The sequence below is a fragment of the Actinomadura kijaniata NBRC 14229 genome (assembly GCF_001552175.1).
Classification (GTDB): Bacteria; Actinomycetota; Actinomycetes; order Streptosporangiales; family Streptosporangiaceae; genus Spirillospora; species Spirillospora kijaniata.
On record NZ_BCQR01000010.1, the window covers coordinates 1 to 24,573 of the forward strand.

The window sequence follows — 24,573 nt, forward strand, 5'->3', positions numbered from 1 at the left end:
CGCGGCGGCCGCGCGGGCCGCGCGGGCCGCGCGGACGGCGCGAACGCCAGGTCGGCGGGGGGCGAGTAGACGAGGGTCGCGCCGCGTTCCAGCGGATCGCCGTCCTGCGGGTCGCCAGGGTCCTGCGCGCCGACGGCGCCCAGCAGCCGGGTCAGCACATCCGCGCTGGAGGGGCGGCGGGCCGGGTCCTTGGCCAGGCACACGCCGACGATCTCGGCCAGCGGGCCGGGCAGCGGGCGCACGTCGGCCTCGGCGTTCAGCACCGCGTTCAGGACGGCGGGGATGGAGTCGCCGCCGAACGGCAGCCGCCCGGTCGCCGCGAACAGCATCGTCCCGCCCCAGGCGAACACGTCGGCGGCCGGGCCGACCCGCGCGCCCGCGATCTGCTCGGGGGCCATGTAGGCGGGCGTCCCGACGACCTGGCTGGTGACGGTGACGGCCTCGGAGTCCAGCGCCCGCGCGATCCCGAAGTCGATCACGCGCGGGCCGCCGGGGCCGACCAGCACGTTCGGCGGCTTGAAGTCGCGGTGCACGATCCCGGCGCGGTGGATGGCGGCCAGCGCGGTCGCGGTGCCGATCGCGAGCCGGGTCAGCGCCGCCGCGTCCAGCGGGCCGTCCCGCCGCACCAGGTCGGCCAGCGAGGGGCCGTCCACGAACTCGCTGACGATGTAGGGCCGGTCGCCGTCGATGTCGGCGTCCAGGACCCGCGCGGTGCAGAACCCGGAGACCCGTTCGGCGACCTCCAGCTCCCGCACGAACCGGGCCCGCGCCGCCGGGTCCCGGCCGAGCCGGGCGTGCAGCAGCTTGACGGCCACGGTCCGCCCGGCGGCGTCCCGGCCCAGGTAGACCGAGCCCTGTCCGCCGTCGCCGAGCCGTCCGGTCAGCTCGTACCCGCCGACGCGGGTGGGATCGTCAGGTGACAGCGGATCGGGCATCGGTCCTCCGGGGGGAGAGGGGGGACGGGACGATCTTCCCTGTTCCCCCTGTGGGACGCCACCGGAGGGCCGGTCGGTTCTCAGGTTCCGATCAGCCCTCGCCGGTAGGCCCGCGCGTACTTCCGCGGGACGCGGACCTCCACGCCGTTCACCACGATGGTCACCAGGTCGGGCGCGGCGGCCTTCCACCGCGCCCGGCGGTGCCGGGTGTTGCTGCGGGACTTCTTGCGTTTGGGCACGGCCATGGTCTCTCCTACCAGCTCGACTACCAGCTCGACTTGGTGACGCCGGGCAGCTCGCCCCGGTGGGCCAGTTCGCGGAACCGGACCCGCGACAGCCCGAACTTCCGCAGGTGGCCGCGGGGGCGCCCGTCCACGGCGTCGCGGTTGCGGACGCGGGTGGGGCTGGCGTCGCGGGGCTGCCGGGCCAGCTCCCGGACGGCGGCGGCCCGGATCCCGGGGTCGGTGCGCGGGGAGCGGATGACGCGCTTGAGCTCGGCCCGGCGCGCGGCGTGGCGGTCCACGACGGCGCGGCGGCGCTCGTTGGCCGCGATCTTGCTCTTCTTGGCCATCAGACCTTCTCCCCCCGCGCCCGGATCCGCGCCACGGCGGCCTCGATCCCGATCCTGTCCACGGTCCGGATCGCCCGGACCGACAGCCGCAGCCGCACGTACCGGCCCTCGGAGGGCAGCCAGTACCGCTTGGTCTGGAGGTTGGGGTCGAACCTGCGGGAGGTGCGCCGGTGCGAGTGCGAGACCCGCTTGCCGAACGCCGGTCCGGCCCCGGTGAGCTGGCAGCGCCGCGCCATCAGCGCTCCTCCCGGTACAGGACGTGCCTGCGCGCGACCGGGTCGTACTTGCGCAGGGTCAGGCGGTCGGGGTCGTTGCGGCGGTTCTTGCGGGTCACGTAGGTGTGCCCGGTGCCCGCGGTGGACCGCAGCTTGATCACCGGACGCAGCTCGTTGCGAGCCATGGGTTTCTCCTTTCGGCCGGGACGACACTATAGTGAAAACGGTTTTCATTTCCAACAAGGGAGGGTCCATGTCCGTTCCCGTGGCGCTGGTGGCCGGGCTGCACGCGTCCGCCCGGACCGCCGTCGTCGACCGGCTGCTGGCCGCCCACCCCGGCGCGGTGGCGGTCCACCACGACCTGCGGGCCATCGCGGACGGCCGCGTGGTCCGCACCGTGCGGGACGCCTGGGGCCTGCGCGACCGCACCGTGATCCGCCTCGAACACCCCTGCGTGACCTGCACCGTCCGCGAGGACCTGCTGCCGGAGCTGACCCGCCTCGCCGACACCTCCCGGCTGCTGGTCGCGGACCTGTGGGACTCGGTGGAGCCCCGCGCGGTCGCGGAGTTCCTGGAGCACGCCGAGACGCTGCGCCTGACCGCGGTGGTCACCGCCGTGGACGCGCGGCTGACCCCGGTGGACGTGTGCCGGGGCGAGACCCTGACCGAGTCGGGCCGGATCGGCACGGCCGGCGACGAGCGCTGCGTGGCCGAGGTCCTGGCCCGCCAGATCGAGTACGCCACCGCCCTGGCCGTCCCCGACCCCGACGACGACCTCGACCTGTGCCGCGAGCTGCTGTCCCACCTGGCCCCGACGACCCCGCAGCACCTCCCGGACGACCCGCCGCCGCCGGTCACCGGACCCGCCCTGCACCCGCGCGAGCTGGCCGCCCGCGTGGACCCCGCCACCGCCCGCCTCCCCCAGGAGGCGGCGACCGGCGAGGTGACCACCGTCGTGTGGCGGCGCACCGCGCCCCTGCATCCGGCGCGCTTCTTCGACGCGATGGACGCCCTGGCCTCCGAGTCGGTCCGCAGCCGGGGCCGCTTCTGGCTGGCCAACCGCCCCGACCGGATGCTGGCCTGGGACGCGACGGCCGGGGTGGTCACGGTGGAGGACGTGGGCCCGTGGCTGGCGTCCCTCCCGGAGGCGGCCTGGGAGATGGTCCCGCCGATCCGCCGGGCGGCCGCCGCCCTGGACTGGACCGCCGACCACGGCGACCGCGTCCAGCACCTGACGTTCACCGCCCCCGACCTGGACCGCGACCGGGTCCACGCCCTCCTGGACGGCTGCCTGCTGACCCCGGACGAGTCGCCGGAGAACGTGGAGGACCCGTTCGCCCCGTTCCTGCCGGGTCCCGCCTAGAGCGCCCCGGCGGACACCATGCCGAGCCAGGCCGCGCCCAGGCCCGCCGTCACCGAGACCGCCGCGTTCGCCACCGCCTGGGCGCGGGCCCGCTCCTCGAACAGGCGCAGCGTCTCGTAGCCGAACGTCGAGTACGTCGTCAGCGCGCCGCAGAAGCCCGTCCCGAGCAGCGCCATCGCGCCGGGGCCCGCCGGGAGGGCCGTCAGGAAGCCGAGGATCGCCGAGCCGGTGACGTTCACGGCGAGGGTGCCCCAGGGGAACGGCGTGGCGTGGCGGGCCTGGACCGTCCGGTCGGCCAGGTAGCGGAGCGGCGCGCCGACCGCCGCGCCCGCCGCGACCAGCAGGGCCGTGGGGACGCTCACCGGCGCGCCGCCCACCGGGTCGCGCGGACGCCCGCCAGCACCGCCGCCAGCGCGCAGGCCAGCGTCGCCGCCAGGTAGGCCAGGGCGACGTGCGGGGCCCCGTGCCGGACCGCCTGGTGGGCGTCGACCGTGTAGGTCGAGAACGTCGTGAACCCTCCCAGCACGCCCGTCCCCAGGAACGGCCGGACCAGGTGGTGCGGACGGCGCACCTCCGTGACCAGCACCATCAGCACGCCGATCAGCAGGCAGCCGACGGTGTTGATCGCCAACGTGGCCCAGGCGAACGCGCCGGGGGCGTGCGGGAACGCCGCGCCGACGCCGTACCGGGCCAGCGCCCCCAGCGCGCCGCCCGCCGACACCGCCGCCACGGTCGTCCGGGGATGGCGGCGCAGTTCCGCGCGCTGCTCCGGAACGCGCAGGTCCACGTCGGGATCGACGGGCCGGTCCGTGCTGTCGGGCATACCGACGTTCCTACCAGGCCGGCGCCGGATCTCCGGCCCCTTGGTCGGTCCGGGGGCGCTCCGCTGGTGCCCATTCTTTGGTCTTGACGGCGCCAATCGCCCGTGAGAACGTTCTCTCACTCGCAGCGAGAGAACGTTCTCACACGGTCCGACCAGCGGCTTCGATCCCCCATCCGCACTGACCGGTGCGCCGTGGACGCCTGCCGTCCAGCGCTTGCGCACACATTGGAGAAAGAGATGCGAAAGGTCCCCACGAGGCGTACGGCGCTCCTGGTGATCGCCCTGGCGGCGGCGTCGGCGGCCGGGTGCGGCTCGGGCGCCGAGGCGGGCGGCGGCCAGGCCACGGGCGTGGCCAGGGCGGGCGTGCTCAAGGTGGGCACGACCAACAACGTCCGCCCCTACGCCTACGCCGAGAACGGCAAGCTCACCGGGTTCGAGATCGAGCTGATGGACGCGGCCGCCCAGAGGATCGGGCTGCGCACCTCCTATGTGGCCCTCGACTTCTCGGCGCTGCTCCCGGCGGTCAACAACCGCCAGTTCGACGTGGTCAGCGCCGCCGTCGGGATCACCCCGCAGCGCCGGAAGGTGGTGGACTTCTCCGACGGCTACCTCGCCGGCTACCTCGGCGTGCTGGCCGCCCCGGGCAGCGGGATCACCTCCGACGCCGCCTCCGTGCGCGGCAAGCGCATCGCGGTGCTCCAGGGCTCGATCCAGGACGCCAACGCCGGGAAGTTCGTCCCCGGCGCCGAGATCGTGCGGTTCCCCGACAGCAACTCGGCCGACCTGGCGCTCAAGAACCGGCGGGTCGACGGCTTCTTCAACGACTTCGAGCCCAACCTGGCGATCGCCAGGAAGTACCCCGACCTGCGCCTGTCGCAGCCGTTCACCGTCCCCTCCACCGACCACCCGGCGGGCTGGGGCGTGCGCAAGGGCAACTCGGTGCTGGTCGGCAAGCTCAACGGGGCGCTCAAGCAGGTCGTCGCCGACGGCACCTGGCTGCGGCTGTACAAGAAGTACTTCCCCGAGAGCCCGGTGCCCGGCGCGGACCAGCTCCCGCCCTACACCGCCAAGGCGTGACCGTGAACGACCTGCTTCACAACTTCTTCGACTGGGAGCTGATCCGGCAGGTGCTGCCGGACCTGCTGACCTACGGGCTGGCCAACACCCTGATGCTGGCGGTGGCCTCGGCGCTGCTGGGCAGCGTGATCGGCATGGTGTTGGCGATCATGGGGCTGTCGCGGCGCCGGTGGGCGCGGCTGCCCGCCCGCGTCTACACCGACCTGTTCCGGGGGCTGCCCGCCGCGCTGACGATCCTGATGGTCGGCGAGGGCGTGTTCTCGGCGCAGGTGGGCTGGCTGGCCTCGCCGTACCCGGTGGCCGTCCTGGCGCTCAGCCTGATGTCGGGCGCCTACATCGGCGAGATCTTCCGGTCCGGCATCCAGAGCGTCGACAGGGGGCAGGGCGAGGCGTGCCGCGCGCTGGGCCTCACCCACGCCCAGTCGCTGCGCCTGGTCGTGGTGCCGCAGGGCGTCCGGCGGGTGCTGCCCGCGCTGGTCAACCAGTTCATCGCCATCATCAAGGACTCCAGCCTGGTGTACTTCCTCGGCCTGGTGACCAGCCAGCGCGAGCTGTTCCGCATCGGCCAGGACGAGGCGGTGGCGTCGGGCAACCTGTCGCCGCTGCTGGCCACGGGCCTGTGCTACCTGATCCTCACCGTCCCGCTGACCCACCTGGTGAACCACATCGACCGGCGGATGCGCGAGGGCTCCCGCCCCGCCCCGGCCGCCGACGACAGGCCGGTCGCCACGGCCACGGAAGGAGCGCCCGCATGACGACCGCGAGGGCGGCCGGGCAGCGCTATCGGGGCGCGTCGCTGCGGGCCCGCGACATCCGCATGCGGTTCGGGCCGGTGGAGGTGCTGCGCGGCGCCGACCTGGACGCGGCCGCCGGCGAGGTGGTGTGCGTGATCGGCCCGTCCGGGTCGGGCAAGTCGACGCTGCTGCGCTGCCTGAACGGCATGGAGACCCGCACCTCCGGCACGGTGCTGCTGGACGGGCGCGACACCGCCGACCTCGACGTCAACGTCCTGCGGCAGCGCGTAGGCATGGTGTTCCAGCACTTCAACCTGTTCCCCAACAAGACCGCGCTGCAGAACGTCGCGCTCGCGCTCACCCACGTCAAGAAGATGCCCAGGGAGCGGGCCGCCGAGATCGCGCTGCGCCGCCTGGGCGACGTCGGGCTGGCCGACCGCGCCGGGCACCGGCCCGCGCAGCTCTCGGGCGGCCAGCAGCAGCGCGTCGCGATCGCGCGGGCGCTGGCGATGGAGCCGGAGGTGATGCTGTTCGACGAGGTCACCAGCGCCCTCGACCCCGAGCTCGTCAAGGGCGTGCTGGAGTTGATGGCCGAACTGGCCCGCGGAGGCATGACAATGATCGTTGTGACGCACGAGATGGGCTTCGCGCGGCGGGTCGCCGACACGGTGGTGTTCATGGACGCCGGGGTGGTCGTCGAGGCGGGCCCGCCCGAGCAGATCTTCGAGGCCCCCGCGTCGCCGCGGCTGGCGAAGTTCCTGTCGCAGGTGCTGTGATGGGCGCCGGCACCGGTCCCCGGGGGAGCCGTCCCACCGTGGCCGACGTCGCCCGCGAGGCGGGGGTGTCGGTGGCCACGGCCGGGCGCGCGCTCGGCGGGTACGGCCGCGTCCGCGAGGACCTGCGCGCCCGCATCCGCGAGGCCGCCGACCGGCTGGGCTACTCGCCGAACGCCATCGCGCGCAGCATGCGCTCGGGCGGGACGCGCAGCATCGGCTTCATCGGCGCCGACATCGCCAACCCCTACTTCGCCGCCGCGATGCGCGGCGTGTGCGACGTGGCGCGGGCGGAGGGGTACGAGGCGATCCTGTTCAACGTCGACGACCGGCTCGACGTCGAGCGCAACGCCGTCCAGGTGCTGCTGGACAAGCAGATCGACGGGATCGTGGTGTCGCCCACCTCGGTCACCGACGTGGAGCACCTGCGGCGCGCGCAGGAACGCGGCGTCCCGGTCGTGCTGCTCGACCGCACCAGCCCGCTCGTGGACGCCGACAGCGTCGTGATAGACAACGTGGCCGCGGCGCGCGGCGCGACCGCGCACCTGCTGGACCGCGGGCACCGCCGGATCGGGCTGCTGGCGTCGATCGACCCCGCCGAGGGGCCGGAGCTGGTGGCCGCGCCGGGCGGCGCGGGGCTCGGCGTGCGGGGCGCGGCGCGTCCCTCGGTCGACCGTATCCGCGGGTTCCTGGCCGCGCTGGACGAACGCGCGGTGACCGCGGACCGGGAGCTGGTGCGCTTCGGCCCGTTCCTGGACGTCGCGACGGCCGAGCGGGAGGCGGTGGCGCTGCTGTCGCTGCCCGATCCGCCGACCGCGGTGTTCGCCGCCGAGAACGTCACCACCCAGGGCCTGTACACCGCGGCCCGCCGGTGCGGGCTGGCCGTGCCGCGGGAGCTGTCGCTGGTCGGCTTCGACGACCTGGACTGGACCGCGCTGGTCGACCCGCCGGTCACGGTGGTGGCCCAGTCGCCGATCGACATGGGCCGCGCCGCCGCCGAGCGGCTGTTCCGCCGGATCAAGGGCGACGACGCGCCCCGCGAGCGGATCGTCCTGCCGACGCGGCTGGTCGTCCGCTCCAGCACCGCCGAACTCTGACGCGCCCGAGCGTCCCTCTCCTCGACCTTCCTACGAAAGGCGATCTCTCCATGTCCGTTTCCCCTTCCCGCCCCCGCGTCGTCGTGGTGGGCGGCGGCGTCATCGGCGTGTCCACCGCCCGGGAGCTGGCCCGGCGCGGCGCCGACGTCGTGCTGGTCACCGAGGGCTCCCTCGCCGACCAGGCGACGGGCCGTTCGCTGGCGTGGCTGAACTCCTTCGGCGGCGCGCGCTCGCGGGAGTACCACCACCTGCGGCTGCTGGGCATCGACCGCTACCGCACGTTCGCCGCCCGGGTGCCCGGCTCGGCCGCCTACCTGCGTTTCGACGGCGGCCTCACCTGGGCGGCGCCCGGGGAGGCCGCCGGGCACCGCGAGGCGCTGGCCCACATGCGGCGCAACGGCTACGACGCGCACTGGCTGAGCCGCGAGGAGGTCGCCGGGTGGACGCCCGGCGTGGACCCCGGCGCGATCCCCGACGAGGGCGCGATCTTCAACCCGGGTGAGGGCTGGGTGGAGCTCGCGCCGCTGGTGCGGTGGCTCGCCGACGACCTGGCCGCCGCCGGCGGCCGGATCATCGAGGGCGCCGGGCCCGCCGAGCCGGTCGTGGAGAACGGCCGCGCCGTCGCCGTGCGCACCGGCGCGGGCGAGCGGATCGGGGCCGACGCGGTCCTGCTGGCCACGGGCGCCACCGTCCCGCGCATGGCCGCGCGGTTCGGCGCGCGGATCGCCGACGCGACCCCGCTGGCGCTGCTGGTGCGCGCCCGGCCCGCCGGGACCGCGCTGCGGGCCGTGCTCAACACCCCGCGCGTGGCGCTGCGTCCCGCGCCGGACGGCGCGCTGGTCATGGACTCCGACGCCGCCGCCGAGGAGGTGGTCGTCCACGGCGGGGGCGGCTACGAGGTCAAGGCCGACACGGTCGAGGGGCTGCTGCGCGAGGCGTCGGCGGTGCTCGCGGGCCACCCCGATCTCGTGCTGGACTCCTACGGTGTCGGCCCCAAGCCGATCCCCGGCGACGGCGAGCCGGTCCTCGGCGAGCTCGACGAGGTGCGCGGGCTGTTCGTGGCGTTCACCCACAGCGGCGCCACGCTCGGGTTGATCGCCGGTGAGCTGCTGGCCGAGGAGATCGTCACCGGCGGGCGCGGGCCGCTGCTGTCGGCGTTCCGGCCCGGCCGCTTCGCGCACGGGGAGGCCCGGTGACCGCGCCGGTGCGCATCGGCCTGGTCGGCTACGGCTTCGGCGGCCGCCACTTCCACGCGCCGCTGCTCGCCTCGGCGCCCGAGTGCGAGTTCATGGGCGTGGTGACCACCTTCCCCGAACGCCGCCGCCAGGTCGCCGACCGGTGGGACCTGCCGGCGTTCGACTCGCTGGAGGACCTGGCCGCCGCCGGGGCCGAGGCCGTCGCGATCTCCACGCCCGCCGACACGCACCTGCCGCTGACCCGGCGGGCGCTGCGGCTCGGTCTCGCGGTGGCGTGCGACAAGCCGTTCACGCTCGACGCGGACGGCGCGCGCGAGGCCGTCGAGCTGGCCGAACGCCTCGGGGTGCCGCTGACCGTCTACCAGAACCGGCGCTGGGACTCCGACTTCCTGACGGCGCGGCGCCTGGTCGGCTCCGGCGCGCTGGGCGGGCTGACGCTGCTGGAGTCGCGGTTCGAGCGGTTCGCGCCCGAGCCCGGCCCGCCCGCGGCCGGGGGCGGCACGCTGCTGGACTTCGGCAGCCACCTGGTCGACCAGGCCCTGGTGCTGTGCGGGCCGGTCGAGCGGGTGTACGCCGAGGCGCACCACCGCGACGGCCCGGACGGCGGTCCGGACGGCGGCCTGGACGACGACGTGTTCGTCGCGCTCACCCATCGCGGCGGCGTCCGGTCGCGCCTGTGGGGAAGCTGGCGGCAGGGCGCGCCGGGGCCGCGGTTCCGCGTCGGCGGCACCGCCGGGGCCTACGTGGTCGACGGCGTGGACGGGCAGGAGGCGCTGCTGGTCGGCGGCGCGTCCCCGGCGTCGGAGGGCGACGCCTGGGGCGTCGAGCCGCCCGAGCGGTGGGGACGGCTGATGCGCGGCGACGAGGGCGAGACCGTCCCGTCGGAGCGGGGCGCGTGGGACGCCTTCTATCCGGCGTTCGCGGCGGCGGTCCGCGGCGCCGGTCCGGTCCCGGTCGACCCGCGCGACGCGGTCGCGACCGCCGCCGTCCTGGACGCCGCCCGGCGCAGCGCGGCCACCGGCGAGGTGGTACGCCCGGCGGATCTCAGGGAGATCTAACGAAAAAGCGGGCTTCGCAACGGAATACCCCTCCCGCGCGTCATCTTCATACAGAAGATGATCAGCACTGTCGGGGGAACGGAACCGTGAACTACATGTGGGGGCTGTCGCGGGCCCTGTGGCGGGCGCTGCGCGACGGGAAGAAGGAGCCGCCGCCCCCGGGCGAGGGGAACGGCGGCTCCGGGCGGCGGCCCCCCGTCAGGCGGTGAGCTCGGCCCAGCGGGCGAACAGGGCCTCCTCACCGGCCGGGGTGAGGTCGCCGAGCAGGCGGAGGCGGGCCAGGCCGCCGTCGGGGTGGATGTCCACGCGCACGTGGGTGACCTCCGGCAGCCCCTCCAGCCGGAAGCGGTGGCGGCCGTCCGGCTGGACGCGGGTGCGCGGCATCAGCTCCACCCACGCCTCCTTGTCCTCGGGGTCCGCCGTGCGCTCGTCGATCCCCCACAGCGACACGGCGGCGGGCGCGTTGAACTTCAGGTTGACGGTGTCGAACTCGGCGAGCCTGATCACACCCGGCGCGGCCAGCCTGACCACCGCCCAGTCGTGGCCCGCGTCGCGGCGGCGCGCGGTCTCCCAGCCCTCGGCCTGGTTGCGGGCGGCGCCGGGGGCGAGCATGTTGTCCGGCGAGGAGTAGAACATGTTCGAGCACGCGGTGACGCGCGCCCCGTTCTCCAGCGCCGCCAGGTCCACGGTGAGGCCGGTGAGCAGGCGCGGGTCCGGGACGACGTCGCCGTGGACGCGCAGCCGGGCGATGCCGCCGTCGGGGAACATGTTCAGCCGGACGTGCGTGAACCGCCGCCGGACCGCCACCTCGAAGTGGTGCGCCCGGTCCCCCTCCAGCGGACTCCTCGGAACGATCTCCACCCACTCTGCGGCGGCCAGCTCGGCGGGCGAGGGGTGGCCCTCGACGGCGCACGCCTCGACCGAGGCGTGCGGCGGGAAGTTCCCCTTGAACCACGCCGTGTCGATCACCACGCCGTGGACCACCCCCGGCAGCCCCAGCCGCACGATCGCCCAGTCGTGGCCCAGCTCGCCGTCGGCGTCCGGGCGGCGGCGCGCGGTCTCCCAGCCGTCGTACTCCTGTCCCTTCGGGCCGAACGTCTCGGGGTGGAACGCCGGGGCCCACGGGTTGATCAGGTTCTCCTTCTCCTCGAACGACTCGTCGCTGGCGGCGATCACGGAGCCGCCGAGGGTGCGGACGGCCAGGTCCGGAAGGGAGAGGAAGTCGCTCACGAAATGCTCCTGTTCGGGTCGGGCTGGGGGGCGGGTCAGCGGTTGAGCAGCGCGCCCCGGGGGGTGTCGTCGACGATCTCGCCGCGCAGCCAGGTCGCCTGGACCACGCCGCGCAGCGAGCGGCCCGCGTAGGGGGTGACCGGGTTGCGGTGGTGGAGCGCGGCGGCGTCCACGACATGGGACGCGTCGGCGGCGAACGCCACCAGGTCGGCGTCGTACCCGAGCGCGATGCGGCCCTTGCGGCGCGCGCCGTCGCCGTTCAGCCCGACCAGCGCCGCCGGTCCCTCGGCCATCCAGCGGACCACCGACGACAGGCCGTGGCCCCGGGCGCGGGCGGCGGTCCAGACCGCCGACAGGCCGAGCTGGAGGGAGGAGACGCCGCCCCAGGCGGTCGCGAAGTCGCCCCGCTTGAGGTCGGGGGTGCACGGGGAGTGGTCGGTGACCACGCACGAGATCACGCCGTCGGCCAGCCCGTTCCACAGCTCCTCGCGGTTGCCGGCGTCGCGGATCGGCGGGCAGCACTTGAACGCGGTCGCGTCGGGCCCGGGAACGTCCTCGGCCGTCAGCGTCAGGTAGTGCGGGCACGTCTCGGCGGTCACCCGCAGGCCCCGCGACCGGGCCTTGGCGAGCGGTTCGAGGGCGTCGGCCGCCGCCAGGTGCACGATGTGCGCCCGCACGCCGGTCTGCTCGGCGACGCGGATGACCTGCTCCACGGCGCTCCGCTCGGCCGACGGCGGCCGCGACTCCAGGAACGAGGCGTAGTCCCCGGCGGCGGGCTCGCGCAGCGCCGCCGGGTCCTCGGCGTGCACGATGACCAGCCCGTCGAACGACGCGATCTCCCTGAACGCCTCGTACTGCCGCTCGGGCGACAGCGGCGGGAACTCCGGCACGCCCGAGTCGGAGATGAAGCACTTGAACCCGAACACCCCGGCCTCGTGCAGCGGCCGCAGGTCGGCGACGTTGCCGGGGATCGCCCCGCCCCAGAACCCGACGTCCACGTGCACGGCGCCGCGCGCCGCCGCCTGCTTCACGGCGAGGGACTCGACGTTCACCGTCGGGGGCAGCGAGTTCAGCGGCATGTCCACCACCGTCGTCACGCCCCCGGCGGCGGCCGCGCGGGTCGCGGTGGCGAAGCCCTCCCACTCGGTCCGGCCCGGCTCGTTGATGTGGACGTGGGTGTCCACCAGGCCCGGCAGCAGCGCGATGTCCCCGAGATCGACCTCGGCGGCGGCCGTCAGCGGCGCGTCCGCCTCCTCGATCGCGGCGATCCGGCCGTTCCGCACGGCGACCGCCGCGGGCCTCTCCCCGTAGGGCAGCACCGCCCGCCGGGACCGGATGACCAGGTCGTAGGTCTCTGTCACGCGACTCCTCCCATGGATGGGGACTCGACCAGCCACTCGCGGCCGATCTGTTCCGCCAGTCGTTCGAGCAGCGGGCCCGCTTCGGCCATGCACCGCTCCGGATCGGGTTCGAGGTCGGTGAGGGCGTAGGCGCTCTGCAGGCGGGCCTTGCGGAGCTGCTCGCCGGTGAGGGCGCGGCGCCCGGCGACGGCGATCGCGGGCACGCCCTCGCGGGCGGCGGCGCGGGCGACGCCGACCGGGGCCTTGCCGCGCAGCGACTGCCGGTCCAGGGAGCCCTCGCCGGTCACCACGAGCCGCGCCCCGGCCGCCTGCTCGGCGAAGCCCAGCAGGTCCAGCAGGTAGCCGATGCCGGGCCGGACGGTGGCGCCCAGGAACGTCATCGCGCCGAACCCCACTCCCCCGGCCGCGCCCGCGCCGGGCTGTTTGGCGTGCAGCGCCCCCAGGTCGCGGCGCGCGACCGCCTCCAGCCGGGCCAGGCCGTTCTCCAGGGTCCGCACCTGCGCCGGGGAGGCGCCCTTCTGCGGCGCGAAGACCGCGGCGGCCCCCTCCGGGCCGAGCAGCGGGTTGTCCACGTCGCTGGCGACGACGACCTGCACGCCCTCCAGGCGTTCGGCGAGCCGCCCGGTCTCGATCCGCGCCAGCGAGCGCAGCGCCGCCCCGCCCGGCGGGAGCTCCTCGCCCCGGTCGTCCAGGAGGCGGACGCCGAGCGCGGCGGCCATGCCCGCGCCGCCGTCGGTGCAGGCGCTGCCGCCGAGCCCGAGCACGATGCGGTTCACGCCCCCGCGCAGTGCCGCGTCGATGAGCTCGCCGGTGCCGCGGCTGGTGGCGGTGAGCGGCCGCGGCCCGCCGCCCGGCAGCAGCCGCAGGCCGGACGCCTCGGCCAGCTCGACGACGGCGGTGCGCCCGCGCACCGCGTAGGAGGCGACGACCTCCTCGCCGGCCGGGCCGGTGACGGTGGTCCGCAGCCGGGCGAACCCGGCGGCGACGGCGGCGTCGACCGTCCCGTCGCCGCCGTCGGCGACCGGCAGCAGCACCAGACGGGCGTCGGGGCGGGCGCGGCGCAGCCCGGCCGCGACGTGCTCGGCGACCTGGTTCGCGGTCAGCGAGCCCTTGAACTTGTCGGGCGCGATCACGACGTGCCCCGATCGCGGCTCTCTCATGACGGTCACCCTTCTACGACGTTCATCCCCAACTATCCCCGTCTGCGCACTTCAGCGGGGTGGCGGCGGGCCGTCCTGCACGTGTTCTCACCACGGGCGGCCCGCCGCCCCCTCGCCGCTACGGAACCGGCTCGTACTCCTTCACCTGGTCGATGCGGACGCCGTTGGCCGTGTCGGCCTCGCGCTCGATCATGATCTCGACCAGGACCGGGCGGGAGGTGCGGTCGGCCTCCTTGCGCGCCCACTCCAGCGCCGGGCGGATCTCCTCGGGCTCCACCACGCGGGTGCCCGAGCAGCCGTACGCCTCCATGATCTTGACGTTGTCGGAGCCGTACTGGTCGTAGTGGATGTCGACCTCGTACTTCATGTCGTAGCCGCCGTGGTCCTCGGCCATCCGGATCAGCCCGAGGTACTCGTTGTTGATCATGATGAGCACGAACGGCACGTTGTACTGCGCCGCGACCGCCAGCTCCTCCACCAGGAACTGGAAGCCGTAGTCGCCGACGATCCCGACGACCTCGGCGTCCGGCTCGGTGGCGGCCAGCGCCGTCTTGACGCCGATCGCGGCCGGGATCTCCCAGCCGAGCGGCCCGGCCTGGCCGCACACCTGGTAGTGGCGCGGCTTGGGGGCCTTCTGGTGCTGGCCGCCCCAGATCTGGTAGAGCCCGATGGCCGTGACGAAGTAGGTGTCGGGCCCGTAGAACTCGTTGATCTCCTTGTAGATGCGCGGCGCCTTGATCGGGACGTCGTCGAAGTCCTCGCGCCGCGTCAGGGTGGCCTTGAGCTCCCGGACCCGCTCCACCCACGCGCCGGGCGCGCCGGTCAGGCCGCGCTCCCGGGCCAGCCCGAGGATCGCCTGGAGGAACAGCTTCGTGTCGGACACGATGCCGAGGTCCGGGCCGAACACCTTGCCGATCTGGGTCGGCTCGATGTCCACGTGGATGAACTTCCGGTCGCCCCGGTACACGTCGAGCTGCCCGGTGTGCCGGTCGCCGAACCGCGCGCCCAGCGCCAGGACCAGGTCCGACTCCAGGAACGAGGCGTTGCCGTACCGCTGCGACGTCTGGATGCCGGTCATGCCCGCGTACAGCGGGTGGTTCTCGTCGATGCAGCCCTTGCCCATCAGCGTCGCCTGCACCGGCACCTGGAGCAGCTCGGCCAGCTCGACCAGCTCCTCGTGGGCGTCGGCGAGGATGACGCCGCCGCCCGCCAGGATCAGCGGGCGCTCGGCGGCCAGCAGCATGTCCAGCGCGCGTTCCACGCGCGGCCGGTGCGGCTCGATCCGGGCGATCGGCAGCGGCGCGTCGATCGAGGCGTCCCACTCGATCTCCTGCTTCTGCACGTCGATCGGCAGGTCGATCAGGACCGGGCCGGGCCGCCCCGACCTGGCGGTCCGGAACGCCTCGCGGAAGATCCACGGGGCCTGGGCGGCCTCCTTGACCTGCACGGCCCACTTGGTGACCGGCTTGGCGATCTCGACGATGTCGACCGCCTGGAACGCCTCCTGGTGCAGCTTGCTGGAGGCCGCCTGGCCGGTGATCACCAGGATCGGGATCGAGTCGGCGTGCGCGGTGTAGAGCCCGGTGATCATGTTGGTGCCGGCCGGGCCGGAGGTGCCGATCGCCACGCCGACCTTGCCGGTCGTGCGCGACCAGCCGTCGGCCATGTGGGTGGCGCCCTCCTCGTGCCGGACGATCAGGTGCGCGATGCCGCCGTCCTGCTCCATCGCCTTGTACAGCGGCAGGATCGCGGCGCCCGGGCACCCGTACGCGATGTCGACGCCCTCGGACTTGAGGACTTCGACCACCGCCTGCATGACGGGGATCTTCGCCATGATGAAATATCCCTTCTGGGGCGGACGGCCGGTCTCCTGTCTGGAGTTGGCGCTCGGTCGGGGACCGGCCGTCCGTTCTGTTGGGGGGAAGCTTGGGGAGGCCGCGTCAGGAGGAGCGGCCGGACAGGTCCTCGACGACCTTCAGCAGCGCGGAGTGGTCCAGCGAGCCGTAGCCCTTGGCGCGGGCGGCGGCGATGAGCTGCGCGACCTGGGCGGTCATCGGCAGCGAGACGTCGGCGGAGCGGGCCGCCGCGGTGGCGATGCCCATGTCCTTGTGGTGCAGGTCGATGCGGAAGCCCGGCTGGAACTCCCGCCTCAGCATGGTGTCGCGCTTGATGTCGAGGATCCGGGAGGCGGCCAGGCCGCCGGCGATCACGTCGAGGCCGGCCTTGGCGTCCACCCCGGCGGCCTCCATCAGCACGATCGCCTCGGCGGCCAGCGCGTAGGTGCCGCCGACGATGAGCTGGTTGGCGGCCTTGACGTACTGGCCCGCGCCGGAGCCGCCGACCCGCTCGAACGTCTTGCCGACCACCTCGAAGACCGGCCTGGCGGCCTCGAAGTCCTCCTCGGCGCCACCGACCATGATCGAAAGCACGGCGTCGACCGCGCCCTTCTCGCCGCCGGACACCGGGGCGTCCAGCACGCGCAGGCCGCGTTCCCGCCCGGCCTCGGCGACCCTGATCGACGTCTCCGGCTTGACGGTGGAGAAGTCGATGCAGAGGGTGCCGGGCTTGGCGTTGGCGAGCACGCCGCCGTCGCCGAAGTACACCGACTCCACGTGCTCGTCCTGCGGCAGCATCGTGACGACGATCTCCGCGCCCGACACCGCCTCGGCGGTGCCGGCCGCCGCCGTCCCGCCCGCCGCGACCAGCGCGTCCAGGCCCTTGGGGGCGACGTCGTAGCCGGTGACCTCGTGCCCGGCGCGGACCAGGTGGCCCGCCATGGGCGCGCCCATGATCCCGAGTCCGATGAAGGCGATCCTGCTCATGAGTGCTCCTTGATCCAGTCGAATTCGTCGGCCGTCGGGCCCTGCGGCTTGTACTCCAGCGAGGTCCAGCCGTCGTAGCCGATGGCGTCGAGCACCCCGAACAGCGCGCCGAAGTCGATCCCGCCGGTCCCGGGACGGCCGCGGCCGGGAACGTCGGCGATCTGCACGTGGCCGATGTCGGCGGCGTGCTCGCGCGCGACCTTCTCCAGGTCCTCGCCGTTGCTGACCAGGTGGAAGCTGTCGTAGAGGAACTTCACGTCGGCGGCGCCCTCGGCGCGGACCCGCTCCACGACGGCGACCGCGTCGGCGGCGGTCTCCAGGGGGTAGGCCCCGTTCAGGCCGCGGGCCAGCGGCTCGATGAGGATGGTCCCGCCGAACGCGCCCACCTGGCGGGCCGCGTACGCGAGGTTCTGGGTGGCGACCCGGTCCTGCTCGCCGTCGGCCACGCCGTCGAGGCGCTGCCCGTAGAGGGCGTTGAACGCCCGGACGCCGGTCCGCTCGGCGATCGCGACGGTGACCGCGACGCTGTCGCGGAACTCGGTGGCGCGGGCCGGGTCCGACAGCACCCCGCGCTCCCCGGCGGGCATGTCGCCCGCGTAGAGGTTGAGCCCGATGAGCCGGACGCCCGCCTCCTCGATCGCCTGGCAGAACGCGTCGACCTCGGCGCCCGAGGGCACCGCCCGGTCCGGCCAGGGCCACCAGAACTCCACGGCGGAGAAACCGGCGTCCCGGGCCGCCGCCGGGCGGTCCAGCAGCGGGAGCTCGGTGAACAGGATCGAGCAGTTGACGGCGTAACGGCGCGTCACGCTGCCTCCTTCCTGGATTGTCGGTAGGCGTCCCAACTACCGTGTTCGGTGATGTCGATCAGCCTGGTGTACGAGGTGTAGGGGCGCCGCAGCAGCATCGCCAGCGACGAGGACCCGTCAGCCAGCTCGATCACGCCGAGCTCCAGCTCCGGGGGCTCGGCGGGCAGCAGCTTGTCGCGCAGCACGTCCATCGGCACGTCGTAGACCTCGCCGTGGACCGGCGAGCCGCCGTGGGCGACCGGCGTCAGGGCCGGGCACTGGTCCCCGACGGAGTAGAAGCGGTACCGGGGCGCGGTCGTGGTCTCGGCGACCAGGGGCGAGCCGTCGAGCAGGTGATGCAGCGGTCCCCCGCGCATCGCCCCGCCGTTCAGAAAGATGAGCGGCATCGGACTGTCCTTTCCTCCAAGGTCAGGCCACCTCGGCCGAGGAGGCCTGGCTGTCATGGTGGATGGGCCCGTCGATCTGCCCCAGGGGCAGCGCGGTACCTCCGCGACGCGCGGCGACGAACTCCGCCGCGATGGCCACGGCCGTCTCCTCGGGCGTGCGTGCCCCGAGGTCCAACCCGATGGGAGAGCGCAGGCGCGCCAGCTCCGCATCGGACATCCCGGCGCGACGAAGCCGGGAGAGTCTGTCGTGGTGCGTGCGCCGCGAGCCCATCGCGCCGACGTAGGCGACGGGCAGCCGCAGCGCGACCTCCAGCAGGGGGACGTCGAACTTGGCGTCGTGGGTCAGCACGCAGACGACCGTGCGGCCGTCCACGGACCCGCGCTCGTGCTCGGCGGCCAGGTAGCGGTGCGGCCAGTCCACGACCACCTCGTCGGCCTCGGGGAACCGGGCCGGGGTCGCGAACACCGGCCGCGCGTCGCACACCGTCACCCGGTATCCCAGGAACCTGCCGACGCGCGCGACGGCCGCCGCGTAGTCGATCGCCCCGAACACCAGGAGGCGGGGCGCGGGCGCGTACGAGTGGACGAAGACGTCCAGGTGGTCCCGGCAGCGGACGGAGATCCGGCCGGTCTTCCCGGTGTCCAGCATGGCCCGGGCCTCGCCGACGACGACCGCGTCGGCGTCGGCCAGGCCGGTGGTGCCGTGGTGGCGGTCCGGCCACACGACCAGCAGCCCGGTGCCGGTAACGGGGCCGGGCGGCAGGACGTGGACGAACGCCACCTGCCCGTCGCGTGAGACCGCCTCCAGCGCCGCGTCCGGCACCGGCCCCGCCCGCACCAGGACCTCGATGGTCCCGCCGCAGGTCAGGCCGACCGCGAACGCGTCGTCGTCGCTGTAGCCGAAGCTCTGCCGCACCGGTTCCCCGGTCCGGATCACCTCCTGGCACAGCTCGTACACCGCGCCCTCGACGCAGCCGCCGGACACGCTGCCGACGGCCTCGCCGTCCGCGGCGACCGCCATGGCCGCGCCGGGCCGCCGGGGGGCGGAGCCCCCGACGGACACGACGGTGGCGACGGCGTACCGGGCGCCGGAGTCGTTCCAGGCGCGGAGCCGGTCGGCGATCTCACGCAACGTGGGCCTCCTACTTGATTCCGAGGGCGGACTCGATGGGATGCAGCGCGAAGTAGACGACGAAGATCAGCGACAGCGGGTAGAGCAGCCAGTGGATCTCGCGGACCTTGCCGCGGGCCAGCTTGATGACGGTGTAGGAGAGCACGCCGGCCGCGACGCCGACCGTGATCGAGTAGGTGAACGGCATCAGCACGACCGTCAGGAACGCCGGGACGGCGATCTCCAGGTCATCCCAGTCGATCTTGCGGACATGGGTCATCATCAACGCGCCGACCAGCACCAGCGCGGGCGCGGCGGCCCCCAGCGGCACGACCCCGGCCAGCGGCGTCAGGAAGATCAGCGCGGTGAGCATGCCGCCGGTGACCACGCTCGCCAGGCCGGTGCGCGCGCCCTCGGCGACCCCGGCCGCCGACTCCACGACGGCGGTGTTGGCCGAGCCGTTGACGCCGCCGCCGATGATGGCGCCGAAGCCGTCCACGGTGAGGATCTTCGACAGGCCGGGCAGCTTGCCGTTCTCGTCCAGCATCCGGGCCTCCTCGCAGACGCCCAGGATCGTGCCCATGGCGTCGAAGAAGCCCGACAGCACCAGCGTGAACAGCACCACCGACGCGGTGACGATCCCGGCCCGCCCGAAGCCGCCGATCAGGTCGAAGTCGAACAGCAGCCCGAAGTCGGGCGACGCGACGACCGAGCCGGGCAGCTTCGGCTCGACCGGGCCCCACGCCTTGGGGTCCACCTTCACCAGCGAGTTCACCACGACGGCGAAGACGGTGGCGGCGACGATGCCGATCAGCATCGCGCCGGGCACCCGCCGCACGAACAGCACCAGCATCAGGATCAGGCCGAAGCAGAACACCAGCACCGGCCAGCCCGCCAGCTTGCCGAACATCCCGAGGGTGACCGGGGTCGCGGAGCTCTCGTGGTGGCCGACGAACCCGGCGTCCACCAGGCCGATCAGCGCGATGAACGCGCCGATCCCGACCCCGATGGCCTGTTTGAGGGCCAGCGGGATGGCGTCCATGATCAGTTGCCGGATGCCGGTGAGCGCGAACAGGACGATGATCACGCCTTCCAGCACGACCAGGCCCATCGCCTGCGGCCAGGTCATGTGCGGCGCGGCCTGGAACACCACGATCGGGGTGACGCCGAGCCCGGCGGCCATCGCCAGCGGCGCGTTGCCGACCAGGCCCATCAGGATCGTGGTGAGGCCCGCCGACAGGGCGACCATGGTGGTGAGCTGCGCGGGGTTCAGGGTCGCGCCGGTGACATCCTTGGCGTCACCGATGATCAACGGGATGAGGATGACCAGGTAGGCCATCGCGAAGAAGGTGGTGACGCCGCCGCGCACCTCGCGGGCGACGGTCGTGCCCCTTCCGGACAGGTCGAAGAAGCGGTCCAGCGCGGACCTGGAGCCCGGCCCGGGGTCGGGGCGGGGTGACTTCGGGGGTGGGGCTTGGGTCTCGGTCACGGTTCGTGCCCTCCTTAGGGCGTGATCGACCCGCGGGCGGCCCGCGTGTGGGCCGTCCGGCCGTTTCGATCAGTGCGGTTGTGGGGTCCGCCCCGCCGTCCCCCAAGCACACGGCGGGTTGCCCCTGTTGATCAACTGCTGGGACCGGAGTCCGGACCGGCCGGGCGGTGCTCCTCGGTCACCGCCCCACCGGTCACGGTGCGTCACCTCGGGTCAGGAAACGATGTGCTCCGGGCGAACCGGCACTCGGGTGAGTGCTTTTCCGGTGGCGTCGCGGATGGCCGCGACGACCGCCGGGGTCGAGGAGAGCGTGGGTGGCTCTCCCGCTCCCCGCAGCCCGTATGGGGCCTTGGGGTCGGGGTTCTCGAGGATGTCGAGACGCATGGGGGGCATGTCGAGGATGGTCGGGATCAGGTAGTCGGTGAACGACGGGTTCCGCACCAGGCCGTTGGTGACGACGATCTCCTCCATCACGGCCAGGCCGAGGCCCTGGGCGGTGCCGCCGTGGATCTGGCCCTCCAGCGACAGCAGGTTCATGATCTTGCCGACGTCCTGCACGGCGGCCAGCTCGACCACCTTCACCAGGCCGAGCTCCACGTCCACGTCCACCACGGCGCGGTGCACGCACAGCCCGAGCTGGGTGTGGCTGTTGCCCTGCCCGGTGACCGGGTGCATCCTCTGCGTGGGGTGGTGGTGGAACTCGCGGGTCTCCTCGATGACCTTGTCGCCGAGGATCTCCTCGATGGAGGCGAGCACCCCCTCCGAGCGCGACACGACCTTGCCGCCGACCAGGCTCAGGTCGTCGAACTCGCGGCCGAGCCGCCAGCCCGCCAGCCGGAACAGCTCCGCGCGGACCGCCTCGCAGGCGGCCTTCACCGCGCCGCCGGTCATGTACGACTGGCGGGAGGCGCTGGAGGAGCCGGCGGAGCCGACCTGGTTGTCGGCGGGCGCGATCGTCACCTTCTGGACGCCCAGCTCGGTGCGGGCGATCTGCGCCTTGAGGGTGACCAGCCCCTGGCCGACCTCGGCGGCGGCGGTGTGCACCAGCGCGGTGGGCTCCCCGCCGATCACCTCCAGCCGGACCCGGGCGGTGGAGTAGTCGTCGAAGCCCTCGGAGAAGCAGATGTTCTTGAGGCCGACGCCGTAGCCGACGCCCCGGACGACGCCCTCGCCGTGGGTGGTCTGGGACGCGCCGCCGGGCAGGTTGCGGATGTCGCTCTGGTCGGCGGGCGGCGGCAGCGGCATGGCCTCGGCCCGCGCCAGCATCTCGGCCAGCGGGGCGGGGGCGTCCACGATCTGGCCGGTGGCGAGCTTGTCGCCCTGGCTGATGGCGTTGCGCTGCCGGACCTGGACGGGGGTGATCCCGCACGCCTCGGCGAGCTTGTCCATCATCGACTCGTAGGCGAAGCACGCCTGCACCGCGCCGAACCCGCGCATCGCGCCGCAGGGCGGGTTGTTGGTGTAGACGCCGTACGCGTCGATCCTGATGTTGGGGATCACGTAGGGGCCCACGCCCAGCGACGCGGCGTTGCCGGTCACGTTCAGCGTGGAGGAGGTGTACGCCCCGCCGTCGAGGATGATCTCCACGTCGGCGTAGACGATCCGGCCGTCCCGGGTCGCGCCGTACTCGTAGCGCATCTGCGCCGGGTGCCGGTGCACGTGCCCGAAGAACGACTCGTACCGGTTGTAGGACATCTTGACCGGCTTGCCGGTGTGCAGCGCGAGCATGCCCGCGTGGATCTGCATCGACAGGTCCTCGCGGCCGCCGAACGCGCCGCCGACCCCGGCCATCGTCATATGGATCCTGTCCTCGGGCAGGCCGAGGCACGGGGCGATCTGCTTGAGGTCCCAGTGCATCCACTGGGTGGACACGTACATGTCCAGCCCGCCGTCCTCCGACGGCGCCGCCAGCCCCGCCTCGGGCCCCAGGAACGCCTGGTCCTGGATGCCGACCTCGTACTCGCCGGAGACGACGACCTCGGCCCGCTCCCGCGCCGCGTCCACGTCGCCGACGCGGACGGGCTGGTGGCGGGTGATGCCGCCGAGCCGCTGGACCTTGTACTTCTCCGGGTCGGCGATCACCTTCCGCGGGTCGGTGACCGGCTCCAGCACCTCCCACTCGATGGCGATCTTCTCCATCGCGCGGCGGGCGGTCTCGGGGTGGTCGGCGGCGACCAGCGCGATCGGCTCGCCCTGGTGGCGGACCTCGCCGATGGCCAGCACCGGCTGGTCCTCGGTGAGGTCCAGGCCGTAGTGCTTCTTGCCCGGCACGTCCTCGTGGGTGAGGACGGCGTGCACGCCGGGGTGGGCGAGGGCCGCGCTGATGTCGATCGAGAGGATCCTGGCGCGGGCGTGCGGGGAGCGCAGGGTCGCGCCCCACAGCATCCCGTCCATCCACAGGTCGGAGGCGTAGGCGAACTCGCCGGCGACCTTCAGCGTTCCGTCGGGACGCAGCGGGCTGTCGCCCACGCCGCCCTTGCCTGGGGCCGCGACGTGCCCGGGGGCCTTCACTGGGGTGGCCATTACAGAACCTCCTCGGCGAGCTTCATGAGGCGGCGGTGGGCCTCGGCGCCGCGCCGGCCGACCTCGTCCTGCGGGACGGTGACCAGTTCGTCGTCCTCGACCACGGTCCGGCCGCCGACCAGGAGCCGGGCCAGCGGCGGGGTCTGGCCGTAGGCGAACGCGACCACCGGGTCGTCGACCGCCGCGTAGAACCCGTCGACCCGCCACAGGGCGATGTCGGCGAGCTTGCCGGGCTCCAGCGACCCGATCTCGTCCTGGCGGCCCAGCACCTTCGCGCCGCCCAGGGTGCCCAGTTCCAGGGCCTGGCGGGCGGTGAGGGCGGTGGGGCCGTAGCGGGCCCGCTGCATGTACATGGCCTGCTTGACCTCACCGGCCAGCGAGACCATCTCCGCCGACGCCGCCCCGTCCACGCCCAGGCCGACCGGGACCCCGGCGGCCATCATGTCCGCGACGCGGGCGATGCCCGCGCCCAGCCGGGCGTTGGAGCTGGGGCAGTGCGCCGCGCCGGTGCCGGTGTCGGCCATCTTCTTGATGTCGGCGTCCTGGAGGTGCACCGCGTGGGCGTACCAGACGTCGTCGCCGAGCCAGCCCAGGGTCTCCATGTAGTCGACCGGGGACATCCCGAACTGCTCCAGGCAGTGCTCTTCCTCGTCGAGCGTCTCGCACAGGTGGGTGTGCAGGCGCACACCCTTGGCGCGGGCCAGCTCGGCGCTCCTGACCAGCAGGTCCCGGCTGACCGAGAACGGCGAGCACGGCGCGACCGCGATCCGCAGCATCGAGGAGAACGAGTCGTCGTGGTACCGGTCGATCGCGGCCTCGGTCTCGGCCAGGATCGTGTCCAGGTCCTCCACGACCTCGTCCGGCGGCAGCCCGCCCTGGGACTGTCCGCGGTCCATGGAGCCCCGGCAGGGGTGGAACCGGACGCCCAGCTCCGCCGCCGCCTGGATCTCGGCGTCGAACAGGTCGCCGCGCCCCTTGGGGAACACGTAGTGCAGGTCGGAGGCGGTGGTGCAGCCGGTCTTGGCCAGCCAGCCCAGCCCGGCGCTCGCCGCCCCCGCGACGACCTCGGCGTCCATCTTCGACCAGGGCCGGTACAGGGTGACCAGCCACTCGAACAGGGTGTTGTCCTTGGCGAGCCCCTGGCTGGCCCACTGGTACAGGTGGTGGTGGGTGTTGACCAGGCCGGGGGTGGCCAGGCAGCCGGTGCCGTCGATGCGCTCGGCGCCGTCGGTCTCCGGTGCGGGACCGCTCCCGACCGACGTGATCCTGTCGCCCTCGATGACGATGTGGCCGCCGGGGTACTCCTCGCCGGTGACCGTCACCACGTGGGCGTTCTCGATGATCCGGGTGATCACTTGGCCGCCGCCGCCTTCCGGCTGGCCGCCAGCCGCACCGCGTCCAGGATCTTCTCGTAGCCGGTGCAGCGGCACAGGTTGCCGGCCAGCGCCTCGCGGATCTCGGCGTCGGAGGGGTCCGGCACCCGGTTGATCAGGTCGTGCGACTGGACGATCAGGCCGGGGGTGCAGAAGCCGCACTGGACGGCCCCGGCCTCCACGAACGCCTCCTGGACCGGGTCGAGCTCCTGGTCGGAGCCGGTGGAACCGGTGGCCAGGCCCTCCACGGTGCGGACCTCGCGGCCCTCGACCTGCCCGGCGGCGACCAGGCAGGAACACGCCGGAACGCCGTCCAGGTACACCGTGCAGGAGCCGCACTCGCCCTGCTCGCAGGCGTTCTTGGAGCCCGGGAGGCCCATCCGCTCGCGCAGCATGTACAGGAGGCTCTCGCCCTCCCAGACGTCGTCCACGGTCTCCTTCGAGCCGTTGACGGTGAAGTTCACGCGCAT

General features: G+C 73.7%; 27 protein-coding genes. 8 read left to right on the forward strand and 19 right to left on the reverse strand.

Features of this window, described 5'->3' with window-relative positions; translation table 11 throughout:
• The 5 genes from AKI01S_RS04065 to rpmG form a co-directional block, all read right to left on the reverse strand.
• Positions 1-935: serine/threonine-protein kinase (locus AKI01S_RS04065; protein ID WP_157419652.1), on the reverse strand; the 935-nt coding region annotated here is incomplete at its 3' end.
• Between the two features lie 80 nt (positions 936-1,015).
• Positions 1,016-1,180: a 50S ribosomal protein L32 gene (gene rpmF / locus AKI01S_RS04070; RefSeq protein ID WP_067812383.1), complete on the reverse strand. Its 165-nt coding sequence runs from the start codon at positions 1,178-1,180 to the stop codon at positions 1,016-1,018.
• Positions 1,181-1,200: 20 nt separating this feature from the next.
• Positions 1,201-1,506 carry a 30S ribosomal protein S14 gene (gene rpsN / locus AKI01S_RS04075; RefSeq protein WP_067812384.1) on the reverse strand — a complete coding sequence of 102 codons (306 nt, stop codon included), beginning with the start codon at positions 1,504-1,506 and terminating at the stop codon, positions 1,201-1,203.
• The gene (rpmB, locus tag AKI01S_RS04080) at positions 1,506-1,742 is read right to left on the reverse strand and encodes a 50S ribosomal protein L28 (RefSeq protein WP_067812385.1); all 237 of its coding nucleotides are present in this window, start codon (positions 1,740-1,742) and stop codon (positions 1,506-1,508) included. Before rpmB ends, rpsN begins: the two co-directional genes overlap by 1 nt.
• Positions 1,742-1,906 carry a 50S ribosomal protein L33 gene (gene rpmG / locus AKI01S_RS04085; protein ID WP_067812386.1) on the reverse strand — a complete coding sequence of 55 codons (165 nt, stop codon included), beginning with the start codon at positions 1,904-1,906 and terminating at the stop codon, positions 1,742-1,744. The genes rpmB and rpmG overlap by 1 nt, the downstream gene beginning before the upstream one ends.
• 68 nt (positions 1,907-1,974) lie before the next feature.
• On the opposite strand from rpmG, the gene AKI01S_RS04090 reads away from it, so the two are divergent.
• Positions 1,975-3,084, forward strand: a complete 1,110-nt coding sequence (locus AKI01S_RS04090; protein ID WP_067812387.1) for a CobW family GTP-binding protein — start codon at positions 1,975-1,977, stop codon at positions 3,082-3,084.
• Here AKI01S_RS04090 and crcB read toward each other — a convergent pair.
• Positions 3,081-3,446, reverse strand: a complete 366-nt coding sequence (gene crcB / locus AKI01S_RS04095) for a fluoride efflux transporter CrcB (protein ID WP_067812470.1) — start codon at positions 3,444-3,446, stop codon at positions 3,081-3,083. The two genes, AKI01S_RS04090 and crcB, sit on opposite strands and share 4 nt — an antisense overlap.
• On the reverse strand, positions 3,443-3,907 hold the full coding sequence (locus AKI01S_RS04100; protein WP_067812388.1) for a fluoride efflux transporter FluC: 465 nt from the start codon (positions 3,905-3,907) through the stop codon (positions 3,443-3,445). The genes crcB and AKI01S_RS04100 overlap by 4 nt, the downstream gene beginning before the upstream one ends.
• Before the next feature lie 237 nt (positions 3,908-4,144).
• Between AKI01S_RS04100 and AKI01S_RS04105 the strand changes: the two genes are divergently transcribed.
• The 7 genes from AKI01S_RS04105 (at position 4,145) to AKI01S_RS54155 (ending at position 10,051) form a co-directional block, all read left to right on the forward strand.
• On the forward strand, positions 4,145-4,984 hold the full coding sequence (locus AKI01S_RS04105) for an ABC transporter substrate-binding protein (RefSeq protein ID WP_083998871.1): 840 nt from the start codon (positions 4,145-4,147) through the stop codon (positions 4,982-4,984).
• A gap of 2 nt (positions 4,985-4,986) precedes the next feature.
• Positions 4,987-5,739, forward strand: coding sequence for an amino acid ABC transporter permease (locus AKI01S_RS04110; protein WP_067812471.1), 753 nt, complete (start codon positions 4,987-4,989; stop codon positions 5,737-5,739).
• A complete protein-coding gene (locus AKI01S_RS04115) occupies positions 5,736-6,494 on the forward strand; it encodes an amino acid ABC transporter ATP-binding protein (RefSeq protein ID WP_067812389.1) in 759 nt (252 codons plus the stop codon). Before AKI01S_RS04110 ends, AKI01S_RS04115 begins: the two co-directional genes overlap by 4 nt.
• Positions 6,494-7,588 carry a LacI family DNA-binding transcriptional regulator gene (locus tag AKI01S_RS04120; protein WP_218009543.1) on the forward strand — a complete coding sequence of 365 codons (1,095 nt, stop codon included), beginning with the start codon at positions 6,494-6,496 and terminating at the stop codon, positions 7,586-7,588. Before AKI01S_RS04115 ends, AKI01S_RS04120 begins: the two co-directional genes overlap by 1 nt.
• 50 nt (positions 7,589-7,638) lie before the next feature.
• Positions 7,639-8,784: an NAD(P)/FAD-dependent oxidoreductase gene (locus AKI01S_RS04125; RefSeq protein ID WP_067812390.1), complete on the forward strand. Its 1,146-nt coding sequence runs from the start codon at positions 7,639-7,641 to the stop codon at positions 8,782-8,784.
• Positions 8,781-9,842, forward strand: a complete 1,062-nt coding sequence (locus tag AKI01S_RS04130) for a Gfo/Idh/MocA family protein (RefSeq protein WP_067812391.1) — start codon at positions 8,781-8,783, stop codon at positions 9,840-9,842. Before AKI01S_RS04125 ends, AKI01S_RS04130 begins: the two co-directional genes overlap by 4 nt.
• Before the next feature lie 86 nt (positions 9,843-9,928).
• Complete coding sequence (locus AKI01S_RS54155) at positions 9,929-10,051, forward strand: hypothetical protein (protein WP_281185812.1); 123 nt, start codon at positions 9,929-9,931, stop codon at positions 10,049-10,051.
• Here the strand turns inward: AKI01S_RS54155 and alc are convergent.
• The 12 genes from alc to AKI01S_RS04190 all read right to left on the reverse strand — a co-directional run bounded on the left by alc (position 10,041) and on the right by AKI01S_RS04190 (position 24,573).
• Positions 10,041-11,072 carry an allantoicase gene (gene alc, locus AKI01S_RS04135; RefSeq protein WP_067812392.1) on the reverse strand — a complete coding sequence of 344 codons (1,032 nt, stop codon included), beginning with the start codon at positions 11,070-11,072 and terminating at the stop codon, positions 10,041-10,043. The two genes, AKI01S_RS54155 and alc, sit on opposite strands and share 11 nt — an antisense overlap.
• A gap of 35 nt (positions 11,073-11,107) precedes the next feature.
• Positions 11,108-12,433, reverse strand: a complete 1,326-nt coding sequence (gene allB / locus AKI01S_RS04140; protein ID WP_067812393.1) for an allantoinase AllB — start codon at positions 12,431-12,433, stop codon at positions 11,108-11,110.
• Entirely contained in the window at positions 12,430-13,593 is a 1,164-nt protein-coding gene (locus AKI01S_RS04145) for a glycerate kinase (RefSeq protein WP_067812474.1), read from the reverse strand. The genes allB and AKI01S_RS04145 overlap by 4 nt, the downstream gene beginning before the upstream one ends.
• A 118-nt stretch (positions 13,594-13,711) precedes the next feature.
• Complete coding sequence (gene gcl / locus AKI01S_RS04150) at positions 13,712-15,427, reverse strand: glyoxylate carboligase (protein WP_067812394.1); 1,716 nt, start codon at positions 15,425-15,427, stop codon at positions 13,712-13,714.
• 106 nt (positions 15,428-15,533) lie between these two features.
• Entirely contained in the window at positions 15,534-16,415 is an 882-nt protein-coding gene (locus AKI01S_RS04155) for a 2-hydroxy-3-oxopropionate reductase (RefSeq protein ID WP_067812395.1), read from the reverse strand.
• On the reverse strand, positions 16,412-17,221 hold the full coding sequence (locus AKI01S_RS04160; RefSeq protein ID WP_157419653.1) for a hydroxypyruvate isomerase family protein: 810 nt from the start codon (positions 17,219-17,221) through the stop codon (positions 16,412-16,414). The genes AKI01S_RS04155 and AKI01S_RS04160 overlap by 4 nt, the downstream gene beginning before the upstream one ends.
• Positions 17,218-17,607 (reverse strand): allophanate hydrolase-related protein, encoded by a 390-nt coding sequence (locus AKI01S_RS04165; protein WP_067812396.1) that lies wholly within the window; start codon positions 17,605-17,607, stop codon positions 17,218-17,220. The genes AKI01S_RS04160 and AKI01S_RS04165 overlap by 4 nt, the downstream gene beginning before the upstream one ends.
• A gap of 22 nt (positions 17,608-17,629) precedes the next feature.
• The gene (locus AKI01S_RS04170) at positions 17,630-18,739 is read right to left on the reverse strand and encodes an XdhC family protein (protein ID WP_067812397.1); all 1,110 of its coding nucleotides are present in this window, start codon (positions 18,737-18,739) and stop codon (positions 17,630-17,632) included.
• Between the two features lie 10 nt (positions 18,740-18,749).
• Positions 18,750-20,207, reverse strand: coding sequence for an NCS2 family permease (locus tag AKI01S_RS04175; protein ID WP_067812398.1), 1,458 nt, complete (start codon positions 20,205-20,207; stop codon positions 18,750-18,752).
• Positions 20,208-20,420: 213 nt separating this feature from the next.
• Complete coding sequence (locus AKI01S_RS04180) at positions 20,421-22,730, reverse strand: xanthine dehydrogenase family protein molybdopterin-binding subunit (protein WP_174567348.1); 2,310 nt, start codon at positions 22,728-22,730, stop codon at positions 20,421-20,423.
• Positions 22,730-24,085, reverse strand: coding sequence for an 8-oxoguanine deaminase (locus tag AKI01S_RS04185; protein ID WP_218009544.1), 1,356 nt, complete (start codon positions 24,083-24,085; stop codon positions 22,730-22,732). The genes AKI01S_RS04180 and AKI01S_RS04185 overlap by 1 nt, the downstream gene beginning before the upstream one ends.
• Positions 24,082-24,573 carry a (2Fe-2S)-binding protein gene (locus AKI01S_RS04190; RefSeq protein ID WP_067812399.1) on the reverse strand — a complete coding sequence of 164 codons (492 nt, stop codon included), beginning with the start codon at positions 24,571-24,573 and terminating at the stop codon, positions 24,082-24,084. The genes AKI01S_RS04185 and AKI01S_RS04190 overlap by 4 nt, the downstream gene beginning before the upstream one ends.

Coding starts and splice junctions, on each gene's coding strand:
- gcl (WP_067812394.1), bottom strand. CDS start 15,427: ATGGCGAAGATCCCCGTCATGCAGGCGGTGGTCGAAGTCCTCAAGTCC.
- rpsN (WP_067812384.1), bottom strand. CDS start 1,506: ATGGCCAAGAAGAGCAAGATCGCGGCCAACGAGCGCCGCCGCGCCGTC.
- rpmB (WP_067812385.1), bottom strand. CDS start 1,742: ATGGCGCGGCGCTGCCAGCTCACCGGGGCCGGACCGGCGTTCGGCAAG.
- AKI01S_RS04105 (WP_083998871.1), top strand. CDS start 4,145: ATGCGAAAGGTCCCCACGAGGCGTACGGCGCTCCTGGTGATCGCCCTG.
- AKI01S_RS04180 (WP_174567348.1), bottom strand. CDS start 22,730: ATGGCCACCCCAGTGAAGGCCCCCGGGCACGTCGCGGCCCCAGGCAAG.
- rpmF (WP_067812383.1), bottom strand. CDS start 1,180: ATGGCCGTGCCCAAACGCAAGAAGTCCCGCAGCAACACCCGGCACCGC.
- AKI01S_RS04190 (WP_067812399.1), bottom strand. CDS start 24,573: ATGCGCGTGAACTTCACCGTCAACGGCTCGAAGGAGACCGTGGACGAC.
- AKI01S_RS04100 (WP_067812388.1), bottom strand. CDS start 3,907: ATGCCCGACAGCACGGACCGGCCCGTCGATCCCGACGTGGACCTGCGC.
- AKI01S_RS04165 (WP_067812396.1), bottom strand. CDS start 17,607: ATGCCGCTCATCTTTCTGAACGGCGGGGCGATGCGCGGGGGACCGCTG.
- AKI01S_RS04125 (WP_067812390.1), top strand. CDS start 7,639: ATGTCCGTTTCCCCTTCCCGCCCCCGCGTCGTCGTGGTGGGCGGCGGC.
- AKI01S_RS04145 (WP_067812474.1), bottom strand. CDS start 13,593: ATGAGAGAGCCGCGATCGGGGCACGTCGTGATCGCGCCCGACAAGTTC.
- rpmG (WP_067812386.1), bottom strand. CDS start 1,906: ATGGCTCGCAACGAGCTGCGTCCGGTGATCAAGCTGCGGTCCACCGCG.
- AKI01S_RS04090 (WP_067812387.1), top strand. CDS start 1,975: ATGTCCGTTCCCGTGGCGCTGGTGGCCGGGCTGCACGCGTCCGCCCGG.
- AKI01S_RS04155 (WP_067812395.1), bottom strand. CDS start 16,415: ATGAGCAGGATCGCCTTCATCGGACTCGGGATCATGGGCGCGCCCATG.
- AKI01S_RS04115 (WP_067812389.1), top strand. CDS start 5,736: ATGACGACCGCGAGGGCGGCCGGGCAGCGCTATCGGGGCGCGTCGCTG.
- AKI01S_RS04120 (WP_218009543.1), top strand. CDS start 6,494: ATGGGCGCCGGCACCGGTCCCCGGGGGAGCCGTCCCACCGTGGCCGAC.